The sequence below is a fragment of the Pseudomonas sp. IC_126 genome, from assembly GCF_004331835.1.
Taxonomy (GTDB): Bacteria; Pseudomonadota; Gammaproteobacteria; order Pseudomonadales; family Pseudomonadaceae; genus Stutzerimonas.
The window spans coordinates 539520-554381 of sequence record NZ_SJSS01000001.1; the positions used below are offsets into that span (position 1 = coordinate 539520).

Here is a 14862-nt window from a genome sequence, read left to right on the forward strand (position 1 = left end):
GCGGCGATAAGGGTGAATATTCAATAAAACCCGCCGGGCAGATTATGACTGGTCGGCCGCTCAAGTTGCGTCAGGCGACTGGCCGCTGCGGATCGGTGATCCACTCGCTCCAAGAGCCTGGATAAAGTTTAGCCAGCGGATAGCCGGCGAGGCACAGGGCGAACAGGTTATGGCACGCCGTTACGCCAGAACCGCAATAGGCCACCAGGGCATCTGTCGATCGATTGGCGAGCTGCTGGCTGAAACGCGCGCGCAGCTGGTCGGCCGAGAGGAAGTGCCCGTCAGCATCGAGATTCTCGGTGAATGGCACACAGGCGGCGCCTGGAATGTGTCCGGCAACCGGATCGATCGGTTCGACTTCGCCGAGGAAACGGGGCAGAGCGCGGGCATCGATCAGGGTCACGTTCGGCGTTTCAAGCTCGCCCGAAAGCGCCGCTGCGTCGATGGTCAGGTTGTCATCGGGTTGTCCGTGGAATTCGCCTGTCGTCGGAGAGGGCGCATTTTGCTCCACTGGCAGACCGGCATCGCACCAGGCTCGGTAGCCGCCGTCGAGCAGGTATACGCCGTCACGCTTACCCAGCCATGCCAGCAGCCACCAGGCCCGAGCGGCGAAGGCGCCGGGGCCGTCGTCATAGAGCACGATTTCGCTGTCGTTGTTCAAGCCCAGCGCCCGGAACGTCGCGATCAAATCCTCAGGGTGCGGTAGCGGATGCCGGCCGGTTACGCCCGGTACGATTTTTCCGGACAGATCGCGTTCGAGATCGGCATGGCGGGCGCCGGGAATATGCGCATCGGCGTAGCTGCGTCCGCCGTAATCCAGATCATCCAATGCGTAGCGGCAATCGAGGATACGCAGTGCAGGTTCATGCAGGCGCGCGGCCAGTTGGTCGGCGCTGATCAGTTGGGCAAGCGGCATGGCGGGGCTCCTTTCTGAGATTCGCGAAACGTTAGCACGCGATGGATGAGCAGGGCGCGGCGTGACCTCAGCGATATATACTGCGCGCCTTTCGACCAGGCGTCCGGCCGCGAGCCGAATAACAAGGAGGGCCTAGTGGCCATCGAAACTCAATGGGTGCTGGATGACGCGCATCTGGCCCGTCTGTGTGGCGAGTGGCGCCAGCTGCCTTACGTGGCGGTAGATACCGAATTCATGCGGGTCGATACTTTCTACCCGATCGCTGCCCTGTTGCAGGTCGGTGACGGGCGTTGCGCCTATCTGATCGATCCCCTGCGGATCAGCGATTGGAGTGCATTTGCCGGGCTGCTGGAAGACCCGGCCGTGGTGAAGGTCCTGCATGCCTGCAGTGAAGACCTGGAAGTGTTTTGGCGCCTGACCAACAGTTTGCCGAACCCGCTGTTCGATACGCAGCTCGCCGCCGGCTACCTGAATATCGGTTTCTCCATGGGTTATTCGCGCCTGGTGCAGAGCGTGTTGAACATCGAGCTGCCCAAGGGCGAAACGCGCTCCGACTGGCTCCAGCGGCCACTGAGTGAGATGCAGATTCGCTACGCCGCCGAAGATGCGCAGCATCTGGCCGAGCTGTACGAGGCGCTGCAGCCGAGGCTGTCCGAGGAAAAACGCGCCTGGGTGCTTGAAGACGGTTCCGAGCTGGTTGCCAATCTGCAGCGCGAAACGGACCCTGATGAAGCCTATCGCGACGTCAAGCAGGCCTGGCGTCTCAAACCGCGACAGCTCGCGGTGTTGCGTGTACTGACCGCTTGGCGAGAGCATGAGGCGCGAGCGCGCAATCAGCCGCGCAATCGGGTGTTGCGTGAGCACAGCTTGTGGCCGCTGGCACGTACCCAGCCGGCCGATCTTGTAAGTCTCGCGCGTATCGACGATATGCATCCGCGCACCGTGCGTCAGGATGGCGAAACCTTGCTGGAGCTCATCCGCGTCGGCGCCGCCGCGCCTGAGCAGGATTGGCCGGGGCCGCTGCCGGAGCCGCTGCCTCTGGAGGTATCGGGGCTGTTGAAAAAGCTTCGTGCGGTGGGTCAGCGCGAAGCCCAGGCGCTTGATATCGCCCCTGAACTAATGCTGCGCAAGAAGGTGCTCGAAGCCTTGTTGAAGAGCGGCTATCCGGATGGTCCCTATGAATTGCCTGATTCGTTGCGCGGTTGGCGTCGTGAACGCATGGGCCAAGCCCTTCTCGATGTGCTGGAAGTGAAGTCATGAAACGCATCTGTTCTATATATAGAAGCCCCCGCAAGAACGAAATGTACCTGTACGTCGAGCGTAGCGAGGCGCTGGCGCGTGTGCCGGAAGCCTTGCTGGCTGCCTTCGGCCCGCCGCAGCATGCGTTCGATATCGTCCTGACCCCCGAGCGCAAGCTGGCCCGGGAAGATATTGCAACGGTGCTCGATAACCTGGAAAAACAGGGTTACCACCTGCAGATGCCGCCGCCGGAAGAGGAATACATCGAGCACCTGCCCGAAGAGTTGCTGCGCCGCAACGATCCCGTTTAAGCCGGCACGCGTGCCCGAGCTTGGCCAGTCGCATCGCAATGGCTAGACTCGCGCCTTTATTCGAGATGGCAAATTCCATGGCGGCAAAAGTCGAACCCTTCTGGAAGCGCAAAACCCTCGCCGAGCTGGATTCGGTCGAATGGGAGTCGCTGTGCGACGGCTGCGGGTTGTGCTGCCTGCAGAAGCTCGAGGACGAGGAGGACGGCAGCGTCTACTACACCCGCATCGCCTGCAAATTGCTCGATCTGAAAACCTGCCGCTGCACGAACTACCCCAACCGACGCGCCAGTGTGCCCGATTGCATTCAGCTGACCGCAGCGGATGCCGCGCAATTCAAGTGGCTGCCACCGACCTGCGGTTATCGACTGGTAGCCGAGGGTAAGGATCTCCCGCTCTGGCATCATCTGGTTTGCGGCGACCCGGATGCAGTGCATGCCGAACGGATTTCTCAGTCCGGGCGGATGATCGCCGAGGGCTCCGTCGCCGAGGACGACTGGGAAGATCACTTGATTTTCCGAGCCGGTTGAATCTCCGTCTGGGCGCGTCGTCATAGCACTGAACTCAACCTGGAGTCGCTCGATGTCCCTTCGCCTGTTACCGCTGCTTGCCGTTCTGTTGTTGTCTTTCATCACGACTGCGCACGCCGCCAAGAGCGTCGATGTCGACTTCAACGTCAAGTTCGTCCCCGAGCAGGATATTGCTGAAGTCGAACTGCTTGTAGAAGACGGCAGCGTTATCCAATACATCGATTTCAATTTGGGTGACGAAGGGCTGTACAGCGGCTTCGTGACCGATCCGGAGGGCAGCTGGCAGGAAGAGAACGGCCGCGGCGTCTGGCGGCCGGTCGCTGGCAAGGCGCGGCTGAGCTATCGGGTCAAGGTCAGTCACCAGCGCAAGAACGGGCGCTTCGATGCGCGAATGACGGACGACTGGGCGTTGCTGCGCGGTGACGATCTGGTGCCTGCCGGTCGCATGGATCATCAGGACGGCGTCAAGTTGATTTCCCGACTGCGGATCGAGCTTCCGAAGGAGTGGAAGAGCGTCGAGACGGGCTGGCCCCGCATCGGCAAGAACCGTTTTCGCATCGACAATCGCGAGCGCCTGTTCGATCGTCCTACCGGCTGGATTCTTGCCGGCAAGCTCGGTAGTCGTCGGGCCAAGCTCGGCGAAACCGACGTAACGGTGGCCGGCCCGGTGGGTGAGGGGTTGCGGCGGATGGATATCCTTACGCTGCTCACGTTCGTCTGGCCCGAAGTGCAGAACGTGTTCCCGCGTGATCCGAAGAAACTGCTGATCGTAGGCGCTGGAGACCCGATGTGGCGGGGCGGTTTGTCCGGCCCGAACTCCTTGTTCATGCATGCCGACCGGCCGCTGGTTAGCGAAAATGGCACCAGCTCACTGGTGCATGAACTCGTTCACGTATTTAGCCGTATCACCGATTCCGACCGCAGTGACTGGATTAGCGAAGGGCTGGCCGAGTACTACGCCATCGAACTGATGCGCAGGGCCGGCGGCATGAGCGAGGATCGATACCAGCGGGTGCGTGAACACCTGACTAAATGGAGTCGCAAGGTCACCAGTCTGCGAACCGAACATTCCAGCGGTCCCGTCACGGCCAGGGCGGTGTTGCTGTTGCAGGAGCTCGACCGCGAGATCCGACAGCGCACCAAGAACCGACACTCGCTGGACGATGTCGCACGCGGCTTGATGCGCCTCGACAAGGCCACAACCGAAGACTTCATCGATATCACCGAAACCATGCTGGGCGGCGCCTCGGCCGTGTTGGACACCCGTCTGTTGCGTTGAAAGACGTGAGGTTGGGGCGCGCCTGGGCAGATGACCCGAAACCAAGGAATTGCCATGAGCCTGATCGATTTACGCAGCGATACGGTCACACAACCTACGACCGGTATGCGCGAGGCCATGCTGAGAGCGCCCACCGGCGATGACGTCTACGGCGAAGATCCTACCATTCGACTGTTGGAACGAACCCTAGCGACGCAGCTGGACATGCAAGCAGGATTGTTCGTACCCAGCGGCACCATGAGTAATTTGCTGGCGCTGATGTCGCACTGCGAGCGCGGTGATGAATATGTCACCGGCCAGTTGGCGCACACCTATAAGTACGAGGCGGGTGGCGCCGCGGTGCTCGGTTCCATCCAGCCCCAACCGATCGAAATGGAAGTTGACGGCTCGCTGGATTTGGAGCGAGTCGGAGCGGTGATCAAGCCGGACGATTTCCATTTCGCCCGGACTCGCCTGCTGGCGCTGGAAAACACCATGCAAGGTAAGGTGCTGCCGCTCGAATACCTGGCCAAGGCCAGAGCATTCACCCGCGAGCGAGGATTGGCGCTGCACCTCGACGGTGCCAGGCTGTTCAACGCTGTTGTCAAGTTGGGGTGTACGGCGCACGACATCAGCCGTTACTTCGACTCGGTATCGGTGTGCCTGTCGAAAGGGTTGGGTGCTCCGGTCGGCTCGGTGCTTTGCGGTGACGAGGCGTTCATTGCGAAGGCGCGGCGGCTGCGAAAGATGGTTGGCGGTGGTATGCGTCAGGCTGGTGTGCTGGCGGCGGCCGGACTCTATGCGCTGGAGCATCAGGTGCAGCGTTTGGAGCAGGACCACCGGCACGCGCTCGCTATTGCCGAAGGGCTGCAAGCGTTGGGTTACGCGGTCGAGCCGGTACAGACGAATATGGTTTATGTACAGATGGGCGATCGCGCGGCGGCGCTGAAGGCGTTTTGTGCGGAGCGCGGCGTCATCCTCACCGCTGCGGCACGGCTGCGGATGGTGACGCATCTGGATGTGCGGCCCGAGCATATCGAGCCGATCGTCGAGAGCTTCGCTGCTTTCGTCAGAGCATAGGCCCGAATTGCTGTCGAATAGCTTGATTCAATCTCACTTATCCTCTATGCGCGAGGCGTTGGCCCGATATAATGCGGCCCTTTGCCGGCTATCCGTTTGGATAGTTGCGAACCGGCCCCCGGTGCCGCCTCGCCGTGTCGTTTTGCAGCCGTTCGGCCGCTGTCTTCTGGAAGAAATCTATGAAAAGCGCAGAAATCCGTGAAGCCTTCCTCCGCTTCTTCGAAGAGAAGGGCCACACTTGCGTGGCCTCCAGTTCGCTGATTCCGGCGAACGATCCGACTTTGTTGTTCACCAACGCCGGCATGAACCAGTTCAAGGACTGCTTCCTCGGTCTGGAGAAGCGTGCCTATACCCGCGCCACCACCAGCCAGAAATGCGTCCGTGCCGGCGGCAAGCACAACGACCTGGAGAATGTCGGTTACACCGCGCGTCATCACACCTTCTTCGAGATGCTGGGCAACTTCAGTTTCGGCGATTATTTCAAGCGCGATGCCATCACCTACGCCTGGGAATTCCTGACCTCGCCCAAGTGGCTGAATCTGCCGTCCGAGAAGCTCTGGGTCACCGTCTACGCCACCGATGACGAGGCCTACGATATCTGGACCAAGGAAGTCGGCGTACCGGCCGAACGCATGGTGCGCATCGGCGACAACAAGGGCGCGCCCTATGCGTCGGACAACTTCTGGGCGATGGGCGACACCGGCCCCTGCGGCCCCTGCACCGAGATATTCTTCGACCACGGCGAGCATATCTGGGGCGGCCCGCCCGGTTCGCCCGAGGAAGACGGCGACCGCTACATCGAAATCTGGAACAACGTGTTCATGCAGTTCAACCGCACCGCCGACGGTGTCATGCACCCGCTGCCGGCGCCGAGCGTGGATACCGGCATGGGGCTGGAGCGCATCAGCGCGGTATTGCAGCACGTCAATTCCAACTACGAGATTGACCTGTTCCAGAGCCTGCTGAATGCGGCTGCCGGGGCGATCGGTTGCAGCAATGAAGGACAGGCTTCGCTGAAGGTTGTCGCCGACCATATCCGCTCTTGCGGTTTCCTCATCGCCGATGGCGTGACACCGTCCAACGAAGGTCGCGGCTACGTGCTGCGCCGCATCGTTCGTCGCGCCTGTCGCCATGGCAACAAGCTGGGCGCCAAGGGTAGCTTTTTCTACAAGATCGTCGCGGCGCTGGTCGCCGAAATGGGCGAGGCCTTCCCCGAGCTGAAACAGCAGCAGGCGCACATCGAGCGCGTGCTGAAAACCGAAGAAGAGCAGTTCGCCAAGACGCTGGAACAGGGCTTGAAAATTCTCGAGCAGGACCTGGCCGAGCTGAAGGGCAACGTCATCCCCGGCGAGGTGATCTTCAAGCTTTACGACACCTACGGTTTCCCGGTGGATCTCACCGGCGACATCGCCCGCGAACGCGAGTTGAGGCTGGATGAGGAAGGCTTCGAACGCGAGATGGAAGCTCAGCGCGAGCGCGCGCGGTCGGCCAGCGCCTTTGGCATGGACTACAACAGCTTGGTCAAGGTCGAGGGCGAAACGCGTTTTACCGGTTATCTCGGCACCTCTGGCAGCGGCAAGGTGTTGGCGTTGTTTAAAGAAGGCATGGCCGTACAGAGCCTGTCGGCAGGTGAGGAGGGCGTTGTCGTTCTCGATGAGACGCCGTTCTATGCCGAGTCAGGTGGGCAAATCGGTGACTGCGGTTACCTGTCCGCTGAAGGGCTGCGCTTCGATGTGCGCGATACCAGCAAGGCTGGTGGTGCATTTCTACACCACGGCATTCTCGATAGCGGCAACCTGCAGGTGGGCGGGACTGTCGATGCCACCGTCGACGCATCGGTTCGTCAGGCCACGGCGCTGAACCATTCGGCAACGCACCTGTTGCACGCGGCGCTGCGGCAGATTCTGGGCGAGCACGTCAGTCAGAAGGGCTCGTTGGTCGATAGTCAGCGTCTACGCTTCGACTTCAGCCATTTCGAGGCGATCAAGCCTGAGCAGCTCAAGGCGCTTGAAGACAAGGTGAACGCGGAGATTCGCGGCAACTCGGTCGTTGAAATCGAGGAAACCGACATCGAGACGGCGAAGGGCAAAGGGGCGATGGCCCTGTTCGGCGAAAAGTACGGCGATCAGGTGCGAGTATTGACCATGGGCGGAGGCTTCTCGGTCGAACTCTGTGGCGGCACTCACGTCAAGCGCACTGGCGACATCGGGCTGTTCAAGATCATCAGCGAAGGCGGTGTGGCAGCCGGCGTGCGCCGCATCGAGGCGGTCACTGGCGAGCAGGCGCTGGCTTATCTGAACGGCGCGGAAGACCAGCTGAAAGAAGCCGCCGCGCTGGTCAAAGGCAGTCGTGAAAATCTGCTGGATAAGCTGGGCACGATGCTGGAGCGCAATCGTCAACTGGAAAAAGAGCTTGAACAGCTCAAAGCCAAGGCGGCTAGCGCCACCGGCAATGATCTTGCTGGATCCGCTGTCGATGTGAAGGGCGTGAAGACGTTGGCCGTCCGTGTCGATGGCCTGGATGGCAAGGCGTTGCTGGCATTGGTCGATCAGTTGAAGAACAAGCTCGGCAGCGGCGTGATTCTGCTCGGCGGCGTGCAGGACGAAAAGGTCGTGCTGGTGGCTGGCGTGACCCCGGATCTCACTGGCCGTTTGAAGGCAGGCGATCTGATGAAGCAGGCGGCTGCGGCTGTCGGTGGCAAGGGTGGCGGACGCCCGGACATGGCACAAGGTGGCGGCAGCGATGCGGCGCGACTCGACGAGGCGCTGGCACTCGCGCACGCATTCGTAGAGCAAGGTTTGTAACCAGAGCGATGATAGTGCCGCTCTGTCCTTGGTCGAGGCACTGAGGCGTAACGGACAACGCATCGCAAGCGGGCAGGCCGCTGCCCGCACGTAATAAGCGATGCTTTGAGCAGGCAGGTTATTTAATGAGCGCCCGTGACGGGCTTAGGCGGCGATGAAATGGCTTTGATCGTACAGAAGTTTGGAGGTACCTCGGTGGGCTCCGTCGAGCGCATCGAACAGGTGGCGGCGAAGGTCAAGAAATTCCGCGACAACGGCGACGACATCGTCGTGGTGGTCTCGGCCATGAGCGGCGAAACCAATCGCCTGATCGATTTGGCCAAACAGATCACTGAGCAGCCCGTGGCTCGCGAGCTGGATGTCATGGTTTCGACCGGTGAGCAGGTCACCATCGCCCTGCTGGCGATGGCGCTGATCAAGATTGGCGTACCGGCTGTGTCCTACACCGGCAGCCAGGTTCGTATCCTTACCGATAGTGCGCATACCAAGGCGCGTATTCTCCAGATCGACTCGCAAAACATTCAAAAGGAACTCAAGGCCGGCCGCGTGGTGGTCGTTGCAGGCTTCCAAGGCGTGGATGAAAGCGGAAACATCACCACTCTCGGGCGTGGCGGTTCGGATACGACCGGTGTCGCGCTCGCGGCTGCGTTGAAGGCGGACGAGTGCCAGATCTACACCGACGTCGACGGTGTCTACACGACCGATCCGCGCGTGGTCGCCAAGGCTCAGCGCCTGAACAAGATCACCTTTGAAGAAATGCTCGAGATGGCGAGTCTCGGCTCCAAAGTGCTGCAGATTCGCGCCGTGGAGTTTGCCGGAAAATACAGCGTGCCGTTGCGCGTGCTGCACAGCTTTCAGGAGGGTCCGGGAACCCTCATTACACTTGATGAAGAGGAATCCATGGAACAGCCCATCATCTCCGGCATCGCGTTCAACCGTGACGAAGCCAAGCTGACCATTCGTGGTGTGCCGGATACGCCCGGGATAGCCTTCAAGATTCTCGGCCCGATCAGCTCGGCGAACGTCGAGGTCGATATGATCGTGCAGAACGTCGCGCACGATAACACCACGGACTTTACCTTCACTGTCCACCGGAACGACTACCATAACGCGCAGCAGGTGCTCGAGGGCATTGCGCGGGACATGGGTGCACGGGAAGTCATCGGCGATGTCGATATCGCCAAGGTGTCGATAGTCGGCGTCGGTATGCGCTCGCATGCGGGCGTCGCCAGCCGGATGTTCGAGGCGCTGGCGAAGGAAAATATCAACATCCAGATGATTTCCACTTCGGAGATCAAGGTTTCGGTTGTGATCGAGGAGAAGTACCTGGAGCTGGCGGTGCGGGCGCTACATACCGCATTCGAGCTGGACGCTCCAACCGCTAAAGGTGATTGATTCGACGGAATTGCGTTAATTCGCACCTTCTGTCGATTTTGAATGAGCCGAAAGGAACTTTAGAGACGTTTTTGCTGGTCAATAGCTGGTGAAAGGCTCTAGGGTCGATGTCTCACGGAACATTATCCGTTTTTATCTTTGCAGACTGTTTACTGAATTGAATCCGTTTTTAAGGAGAAAGGAATGCTGATTCTGACTCGCCGGGTCGGAGAGACCCTGATGGTGGGTGACGATGTGACTGTCACTGTGCTGGGTGTTAAGGGAAATCAAGTGCGCATTGGAGTGAATGCACCCAAAGAGGTAGCGGTGCATCGCGAGGAGATTTACCAACGGATCCAGAAAGAGAAAGATCAAGAACCAAGCCATTAATATTTATGTGATTTTTGGCTTTGCAAGCGGGGTAAAGATGGGTATCATGCGCCCCGTGTTGCGGAGAGGTGGCCGAGTGGCCGAAGGCGCTCCCCTGCTAAGGGAGTACATCTCAAAAGGGTGTCGGGGGTTCGAATCCCCCCCTCTCCGCCATTTTGCATAGTTAGATAGTGAGTCGATTTAGCTGTTTGGTTTGATGGGATTCATTGAATTAAAGAGCTTGACCAACAAATTCGCGAATCTATAATGCGCACCCTTAGTGCACTCATAGCTCAGCTGGATAGAGTACTCGGCTACGAACCGAGCGGTCGGAGGTTCGAATCCTCCTGAGTGCACCATATTAAACGAGTTGCGGAAATGCGATTCGTTGTTGTAGCCAGCGGTGATCTGGTTTATCAAGCGCTTATGCACTCATAGCTCAGCTGGATAGAGTACTCGGCTACGAACCGAGCGGTCGGAGGTTCGAATCCTCCTGAGTGCACCAACCCAAAAGGGCCTGCAGCGATGCAGGCCCTTTTTTATTGTTCAGGGTTTACCTCGAACGCAGCCGTGCTCGTCGAAGCTGACGGTCCGCGTCCGTCCCTTGTCGCTACTGTAGCGATACTGCATTTGCCCGTTGCGATTGGTTACGGTGTCAGGCGTGCCGAAGGTGCTTTCGATGTCGGCGCGGGTCATGCCTGGAAGGATCTGCTGGCTTATGAGTGCATTGCGTCTCGCGCTGCCTGTCACGCGGTTTCCGCAACCGTCGTCCTGTTTGCCTACAACGGTGAGCTGCCTGGTTTCTTCCCTGACGGCCTTAAGTGCTTTCCTTGGTTTGGCTAGGGGAACAGCCTTGCCGGAGCTTGGCGTGGGATTTAGCGCTTCTTGAATTTGAGCGGTCTGACTCGTAGGGCAACCCTGTCGGGTAAAGGTGAGGTTGCCTGCTTCATCGACGCAGCGATAGATGCGTGCTCCGAGCGCCGGGGTCGTGATGAGAAATAGGGCGCAGCAGCTTGCAGTGAGAAGTTTGTTCATTGTTCGTCCTCCTTGACGATTGGTTGGGCAGCCTAACTAATAATTTGTGGTGCTGCGGTCGTGTCTTCTCGCAACGTGAATGCGTCGACACTGAAAGCCGGCGCAAGCGGTTGTATTGTCTGCAGTTGCGAATCTGGCGTGGTGGGCGCGGTGGTATCATTGCGCGGTTCGCCCCTGTTGGGGCTTCTGGATCCTTCTCATGGATTTGCCCAGTAGTCACATAAATCTTTTTCTTGCCAATCACGTTCCGAATGATTGATCCCTTGGTGCGTTCCGACCGCTGGGGGTGGAGTGCGCCATGACTGAAGTAGAAGCAAAAAAGCCGCAGGAAAGTCTCCAGGATCGTCTGGCACAGGTCATCGACTTGCTTCATCGGCACAAGATCGTTGAAGACCTGGCGCACCGTCAGGAAGGGCAGCACCAAGACATCATCGAGAATCTGGTGCACCGCCAGAACCTCGTCGAGCTGCAGCGCAAACTGGAAGCGCTACACCCCGCAGACATCGCTTACATTCTTGAGGCGTTGCCGCTCGATGAGCGTCTGACGGTCTGGCAGCTGGTCAAGTCGGACCGCGATGGCGACATTCTTCTCGAAGTTTCCGATGCCGTTCGCGAGACACTGATTGCCGACATGGACGATCACGAGCTGCTGGCGGCCGCCAAGGAAATGGATGCCGACGAGCTGGCGGATCTTGCTGCCGAGCTGCCCCGTGACGTCGTGCATGAGCTGATGGAAACCCTCGATGCGCAGCAGCGTGAGCGTGTCCGCTCGGCGCTGTCTTACGAGGAGGATCAGGTCGGCGCATTGATGGACTTCGAGATGGTCACGATTCGTGAGGATGTGAGTCTTGAAGTGGTCCTTCGCTATCTGCGGCGGTTGAAGGAGCTACCGGGGCATACCGACAAGCTGTTCGTAGTCGACTATGACGGCGTGCTCAAGGGGGTTCTGCCCATCAAGCGCTTGCTGGTCAACGATCCGGAGCGAGACGTTTCCGAGGTAATGGCCAGCGATCCGGTGACCTTTCACCCGGACGAGGATGCCTACGAGGCAGCTCAAGCGTTCGAGCGTTACGACCTTGTTTCCACGCCTGTGGTGGACAAGAGTGGCAAGCTGATCGGGCGCCTGACCATTGATGAAATGGTCGACCTGATTCGCGAAGAGAGCGAAAGCGAAGTTCTGAACATGGCGGGTCTGCGCGAAGAAGAAGATATATTCGCGTCGGTCTGGAAGTCGCTGCGCAACCGTTGGGCTTGGTTGGCGGTAAATTTGATCACGGCCTTTATCGCTTCACGCGTGATCGGTCTGTTCGACGGCTCGATCGAAAAGCTGGTCGCATTGGCTGCGTTGATGCCCATTGTCGCCGGTATCGGTGGTAACTCCGGCAATCAAACCATCACCATGATCGTTCGGGCGATGGCGCTGGATCAGATGGGTACGGGCAATAGTGCTCGCTTGCTGCGTAAGGAAGCAGGTGTCGGCATGCTGAATGGTCTGATATGGGGTGGAGTCATAGGCATGGTGGTCTATTGGCTCTATGGCAGCTGGTCGCTTGGGGTGGTGATGACCGCAGCGATGACCCTCAATCTCCTGTTGGCAGCCTTGATGGGGGTGCTTATTCCAGTAACGCTAGCCCGCATGGGGCGGGATCCTGCGCTCGGCGCCAGCGTGATGATCACTGCCGTGACCGATAGCGGTGGTTTTTTTATCTTTCTCGGTCTGGCGACTGTTTTCCTGCTCTGACTCCTTCCCATCTACAGCGGCTTGGCGTTTGCTTTGCTGTCGTTTTTCGGGCTACTGTTCGGAGGTTTCGCCTTGGCGAAGTTTCTAGAACACGATGCGAATAACAGGCGGCCCGAGCCGCTGATTGGACAGGAAATACTGATGACCCCTAGCGAACTCCTGCTTGAAGGCGTCGAACTTATGCTATTCGGCCTAGGTTCTGTCTTCATTTTCCTTGTCTTATTGATTGCATGCATCCGACTGATGGCGTTTGTAATCGCTCGCTTCGATAGTACGCCAGCAGCACAGGTAGTTTCCGTCAAGCCTGCCACTTCGGGCGCAGCAGCTGAGCCGGACGCGGACGTTCTTGCTGCCATCCAGGCCGCTATTCATCAGCACCGTGCCCGTCGCGGTTGATCAGAACAGGGAGTTCCCTTCATGCATTCTGCAAAACGACCGCTCGGCATTACCGATGTGGTGCTACGTGATGCCCATCAATCCATTCTCGCCACTCGGGTACGTCTCGAGGATATGCTGCCGATTGCCGCCAAGCTCGATCAGGTCGGGTTCTGGTCGGTCGAATCCTGGGGCGGTGCGACCTTCGATGCCTGCATTCGCTATCTCGGTGAAGACCCTTGGGAACGCATCCGTGAACTGAAAAGCGCGATGCCCAAGACCCGTCAGCAAATGCTGCTGCGCGGTCAGAACCTGCTGGGCTATCGGCATTATGGCGATGACGTGGTGGAGAAATTCGTCGAGCGGGCTGCGGTCAACGGCGTCGACGTATTCCGCGTATTCGACGCGATGAACGATCCACGCAATCTGGAAACCGCGCTGCGGGCCGTCAAGCAGCAAGGCAAACATGCCCAGGGCACCATTTCCTACACCACCAGCCCGGTGCATACCCTGGAAATGTGGGTCGATTTGGCCAAGCAGATCGAAGACATGGGCGCCGATTCGGTGGCGATCAAGGATATGGCCGGCATCCTCGCGCCTTATACCGCCTATGAGCTGGTCTCGCGTCTGAAAGCAAGCCTGTCCATTCCAATCCATATGCAGTGCCACGCCACGGCGGGCCTTTCTACTGCAGCGATTCTCAAAGCCGTCGAGGCGGGTATCGATAACGTTGATACCGCCATTTCTTCGCTGTCGATGACCTATGGCCATTCGCCGACCGAGTCGGTGGTGGCGACTTTCCAGGGCACCGACCGGGACACGGGCCTTGATCTCGACCTGCTGGAGGAAGTCGCTGCGTATTTTCGCGAGGTACGTAAGAAGTACGCGAAATTCGAAGGCACGCTCAAGGGCGTCGATTCTCGCATCCTCGTGGCGCAGGTGCCGGGCGGCATGCTGACCAATATGGAGGGCCAGCTGAAGGAGCAAGGTGCTCTCGACAAGTTCGATCAAGTACTGGCCGAGATTCCTCGGGTTCGTGAGGACCTCGGTTTCATTCCGTTGGTGACGCCGACTTCGCAGATCGTCGGTACGCAAGCGGTGATCAACGTACTCACCGGCGAGCGCTACAAGTCCATCACCAAGGAAACTGCCGGGATCCTCAAGGGTGAATACGGCTCCGCGCCGGCCCCCTTCAATACCGAACTGCAACAGCGTGTGCTCGACGGTGCGAGCGTCATTACCTGCCGTCCCGCCGATCTGCTGCAACCGGAGATGGACAAGTTGACGGCCGAGCTGAAAGCGCTGGCGCAAGAGAAAGGCATCAGGCTGGCCGAGGACGAAATCGATGACGTCCTGACCTACGCACTGTTTCCGCAAATCGGCCTCAAGTTTCTCGAGAATCGCGGCAATGCCGCCGCCTTCGAGCCGGTGCCGACCGGTAATGACAAGGCACCGCGCGAACCGGGCGTGCCCGAGGTCTACACCGTCGAGGTCAACGGCAAGTCGTTTGTGGTAAAGGTCAATGAAGGTGGCGACATAGAAGGTCTCAAACTGATCGGTGAGGCGGCGGACGCAGCGCCTGGAGCCGCTACCGTACCGGCCGCTGGTACAGGTGAGCCGCAGCCTGCTCCGCTGGCGGGCAATATCTTCAAGGTGCTCGTACAGCCCGGTCAGTCAGTTCAGGAGGGTGATCTGGTCATCATCCTCGAAGCCATGAAGATGGAAACTGAAATCCGCGCATTCAAGGCCGGCACCGTTTCAGGTGTGAACGTCAAGGTCGGCGATGCGGTGTCGGTGGGCGACAGCCTGCTGACCATCGCTTAAGGAGTGCGG

At 59.2% G+C, this 14862-nt stretch carries 13 protein-coding genes and 3 tRNA genes; 14 read left to right on the forward strand and 2 right to left on the reverse strand.

Annotation, left to right across the window (positions count from 1 at the left end):
* Positions 1–70: 70 nt before the first annotated feature.
* Entirely contained in the window at positions 71–916 is an 846-nt protein-coding gene (locus tag E0D86_RS02520; RefSeq protein WP_131648396.1) for a sulfurtransferase, read from the reverse strand.
* Positions 917–1051: 135 nt separating this feature from the next.
* Between E0D86_RS02520 and rnd the strand changes: the two genes are divergently transcribed.
* The 11 genes from rnd to E0D86_RS02575 all read left to right on the forward strand — a co-directional run bounded on the left by rnd (position 1052) and on the right by E0D86_RS02575 (position 10383).
* Positions 1052–2176 carry a ribonuclease D gene (gene rnd, locus E0D86_RS02525; RefSeq protein WP_131648397.1) on the forward strand — a complete coding sequence of 375 codons (1125 nt, stop codon included), beginning with the start codon at positions 1052–1054 and terminating at the stop codon, positions 2174–2176.
* Positions 2173–2466 carry a YcgL domain-containing protein gene (locus E0D86_RS02530; RefSeq protein ID WP_131648398.1) on the forward strand — a complete coding sequence of 98 codons (294 nt, stop codon included), beginning with the start codon at positions 2173–2175 and terminating at the stop codon, positions 2464–2466. Before rnd ends, E0D86_RS02530 begins: the two co-directional genes overlap by 4 nt.
* Before the next feature lie 77 nt (positions 2467–2543).
* Positions 2544–2993, forward strand: a complete 450-nt coding sequence (locus E0D86_RS02535) for a YcgN family cysteine cluster protein (RefSeq protein WP_131648399.1) — start codon at positions 2544–2546, stop codon at positions 2991–2993.
* A gap of 52 nt (positions 2994–3045) precedes the next feature.
* Entirely contained in the window at positions 3046–4272 is a 1227-nt protein-coding gene (locus E0D86_RS02540) for a hypothetical protein (protein ID WP_131648400.1), read from the forward strand.
* A 54-nt stretch (positions 4273–4326) separates the two neighbouring features.
* Positions 4327–5331: a low-specificity L-threonine aldolase gene (gene ltaE, locus E0D86_RS02545; RefSeq protein WP_131648401.1), complete on the forward strand. Its 1005-nt coding sequence runs from the start codon at positions 4327–4329 to the stop codon at positions 5329–5331.
* A 179-nt stretch (positions 5332–5510) separates the two neighbouring features.
* Positions 5511–8135 carry an alanine--tRNA ligase gene (gene alaS / locus E0D86_RS02550; protein ID WP_131648402.1) on the forward strand — a complete coding sequence of 875 codons (2625 nt, stop codon included), beginning with the start codon at positions 5511–5513 and terminating at the stop codon, positions 8133–8135.
* Between the two features lie 159 nt (positions 8136–8294).
* Positions 8295–9530, forward strand: coding sequence for an aspartate kinase (locus E0D86_RS02555; protein ID WP_131648403.1), 1236 nt, complete (start codon positions 8295–8297; stop codon positions 9528–9530).
* Between the two features lie 183 nt (positions 9531–9713).
* Positions 9714–9899 (forward strand): carbon storage regulator CsrA, encoded by a 186-nt coding sequence (gene csrA, locus E0D86_RS02560; RefSeq protein WP_003283978.1) that lies wholly within the window; start codon positions 9714–9716, stop codon positions 9897–9899.
* Between the two features lie 62 nt (positions 9900–9961).
* Positions 9962–10052, forward strand: a tRNA-Ser gene (locus E0D86_RS02565).
* A 108-nt stretch (positions 10053–10160) separates the two neighbouring features.
* A tRNA-Arg gene (locus tag E0D86_RS02570) sits at positions 10161–10237 on the forward strand.
* A 69-nt stretch (positions 10238–10306) separates the two neighbouring features.
* Positions 10307–10383: transfer RNA gene (locus E0D86_RS02575), tRNA-Arg, on the forward strand.
* Between the two features lie 41 nt (positions 10384–10424).
* Here the strand turns inward: E0D86_RS02575 and E0D86_RS02580 are convergent.
* Positions 10425–10913, reverse strand: coding sequence for a DUF4124 domain-containing protein (locus E0D86_RS02580; RefSeq protein ID WP_131648404.1), 489 nt, complete (start codon positions 10911–10913; stop codon positions 10425–10427).
* Between the two features lie 298 nt (positions 10914–11211).
* Here E0D86_RS02580 and mgtE point away from each other — a divergent pair, with 298 nt between their 5' ends.
* The 3 genes from mgtE (at position 11212) to oadA (ending at position 14853) form a co-directional block, all read left to right on the forward strand.
* Positions 11212–12654, forward strand: coding sequence for a magnesium transporter (gene mgtE / locus E0D86_RS02585; RefSeq protein WP_131648405.1), 1443 nt, complete (start codon positions 11212–11214; stop codon positions 12652–12654).
* A gap of 141 nt (positions 12655–12795) precedes the next feature.
* On the forward strand, positions 12796–13050 hold the full coding sequence (locus tag E0D86_RS02590) for an OadG family protein (RefSeq protein WP_131648406.1): 255 nt from the start codon (positions 12796–12798) through the stop codon (positions 13048–13050).
* Positions 13051–13071: 21 nt separating this feature from the next.
* Positions 13072–14853 carry a sodium-extruding oxaloacetate decarboxylase subunit alpha gene (gene oadA, locus E0D86_RS02595; RefSeq protein WP_131648407.1) on the forward strand — a complete coding sequence of 594 codons (1782 nt, stop codon included), beginning with the start codon at positions 13072–13074 and terminating at the stop codon, positions 14851–14853.
* Positions 14854–14862 lie beyond the last annotated feature (9 nt).

What these genes read in the sequence shown, in the direction of transcription:
- mgtE (WP_131648405.1), top strand. Translation starts at nt 11,212, where the DNA reads ATGACTGAAGTAGAAGCAAAAAAGCCGCAGGAAAGTCTCCAGGATCGT.
- alaS (WP_131648402.1), top strand. Translation starts at nt 5,511, where the DNA reads ATGAAAAGCGCAGAAATCCGTGAAGCCTTCCTCCGCTTCTTCGAAGAG.
- E0D86_RS02535 (WP_131648399.1), top strand. Translation starts at nt 2,544, where the DNA reads ATGGCGGCAAAAGTCGAACCCTTCTGGAAGCGCAAAACCCTCGCCGAG.
- E0D86_RS02580 (WP_131648404.1), bottom strand. Translation starts at nt 10,913, where the DNA reads ATGAACAAACTTCTCACTGCAAGCTGCTGCGCCCTATTTCTCATCACG.
- E0D86_RS02540 (WP_131648400.1), top strand. Translation starts at nt 3,046, where the DNA reads ATGTCCCTTCGCCTGTTACCGCTGCTTGCCGTTCTGTTGTTGTCTTTC.
- ltaE (WP_131648401.1), top strand. Translation starts at nt 4,327, where the DNA reads ATGAGCCTGATCGATTTACGCAGCGATACGGTCACACAACCTACGACC.
- E0D86_RS02520 (WP_131648396.1), bottom strand. Translation starts at nt 916, where the DNA reads ATGCCGCTTGCCCAACTGATCAGCGCCGACCAACTGGCCGCGCGCCTG.
- E0D86_RS02530 (WP_131648398.1), top strand. Translation starts at nt 2,173, where the DNA reads ATGAAACGCATCTGTTCTATATATAGAAGCCCCCGCAAGAACGAAATG.
- E0D86_RS02555 (WP_131648403.1), top strand. Translation starts at nt 8,295, where the DNA reads ATGGCTTTGATCGTACAGAAGTTTGGAGGTACCTCGGTGGGCTCCGTC.
- E0D86_RS02590 (WP_131648406.1), top strand. Translation starts at nt 12,796, where the DNA reads ATGACCCCTAGCGAACTCCTGCTTGAAGGCGTCGAACTTATGCTATTC.
- csrA (WP_003283978.1), top strand. Translation starts at nt 9,714, where the DNA reads ATGCTGATTCTGACTCGCCGGGTCGGAGAGACCCTGATGGTGGGTGAC.
- oadA (WP_131648407.1), top strand. Translation starts at nt 13,072, where the DNA reads ATGCATTCTGCAAAACGACCGCTCGGCATTACCGATGTGGTGCTACGT.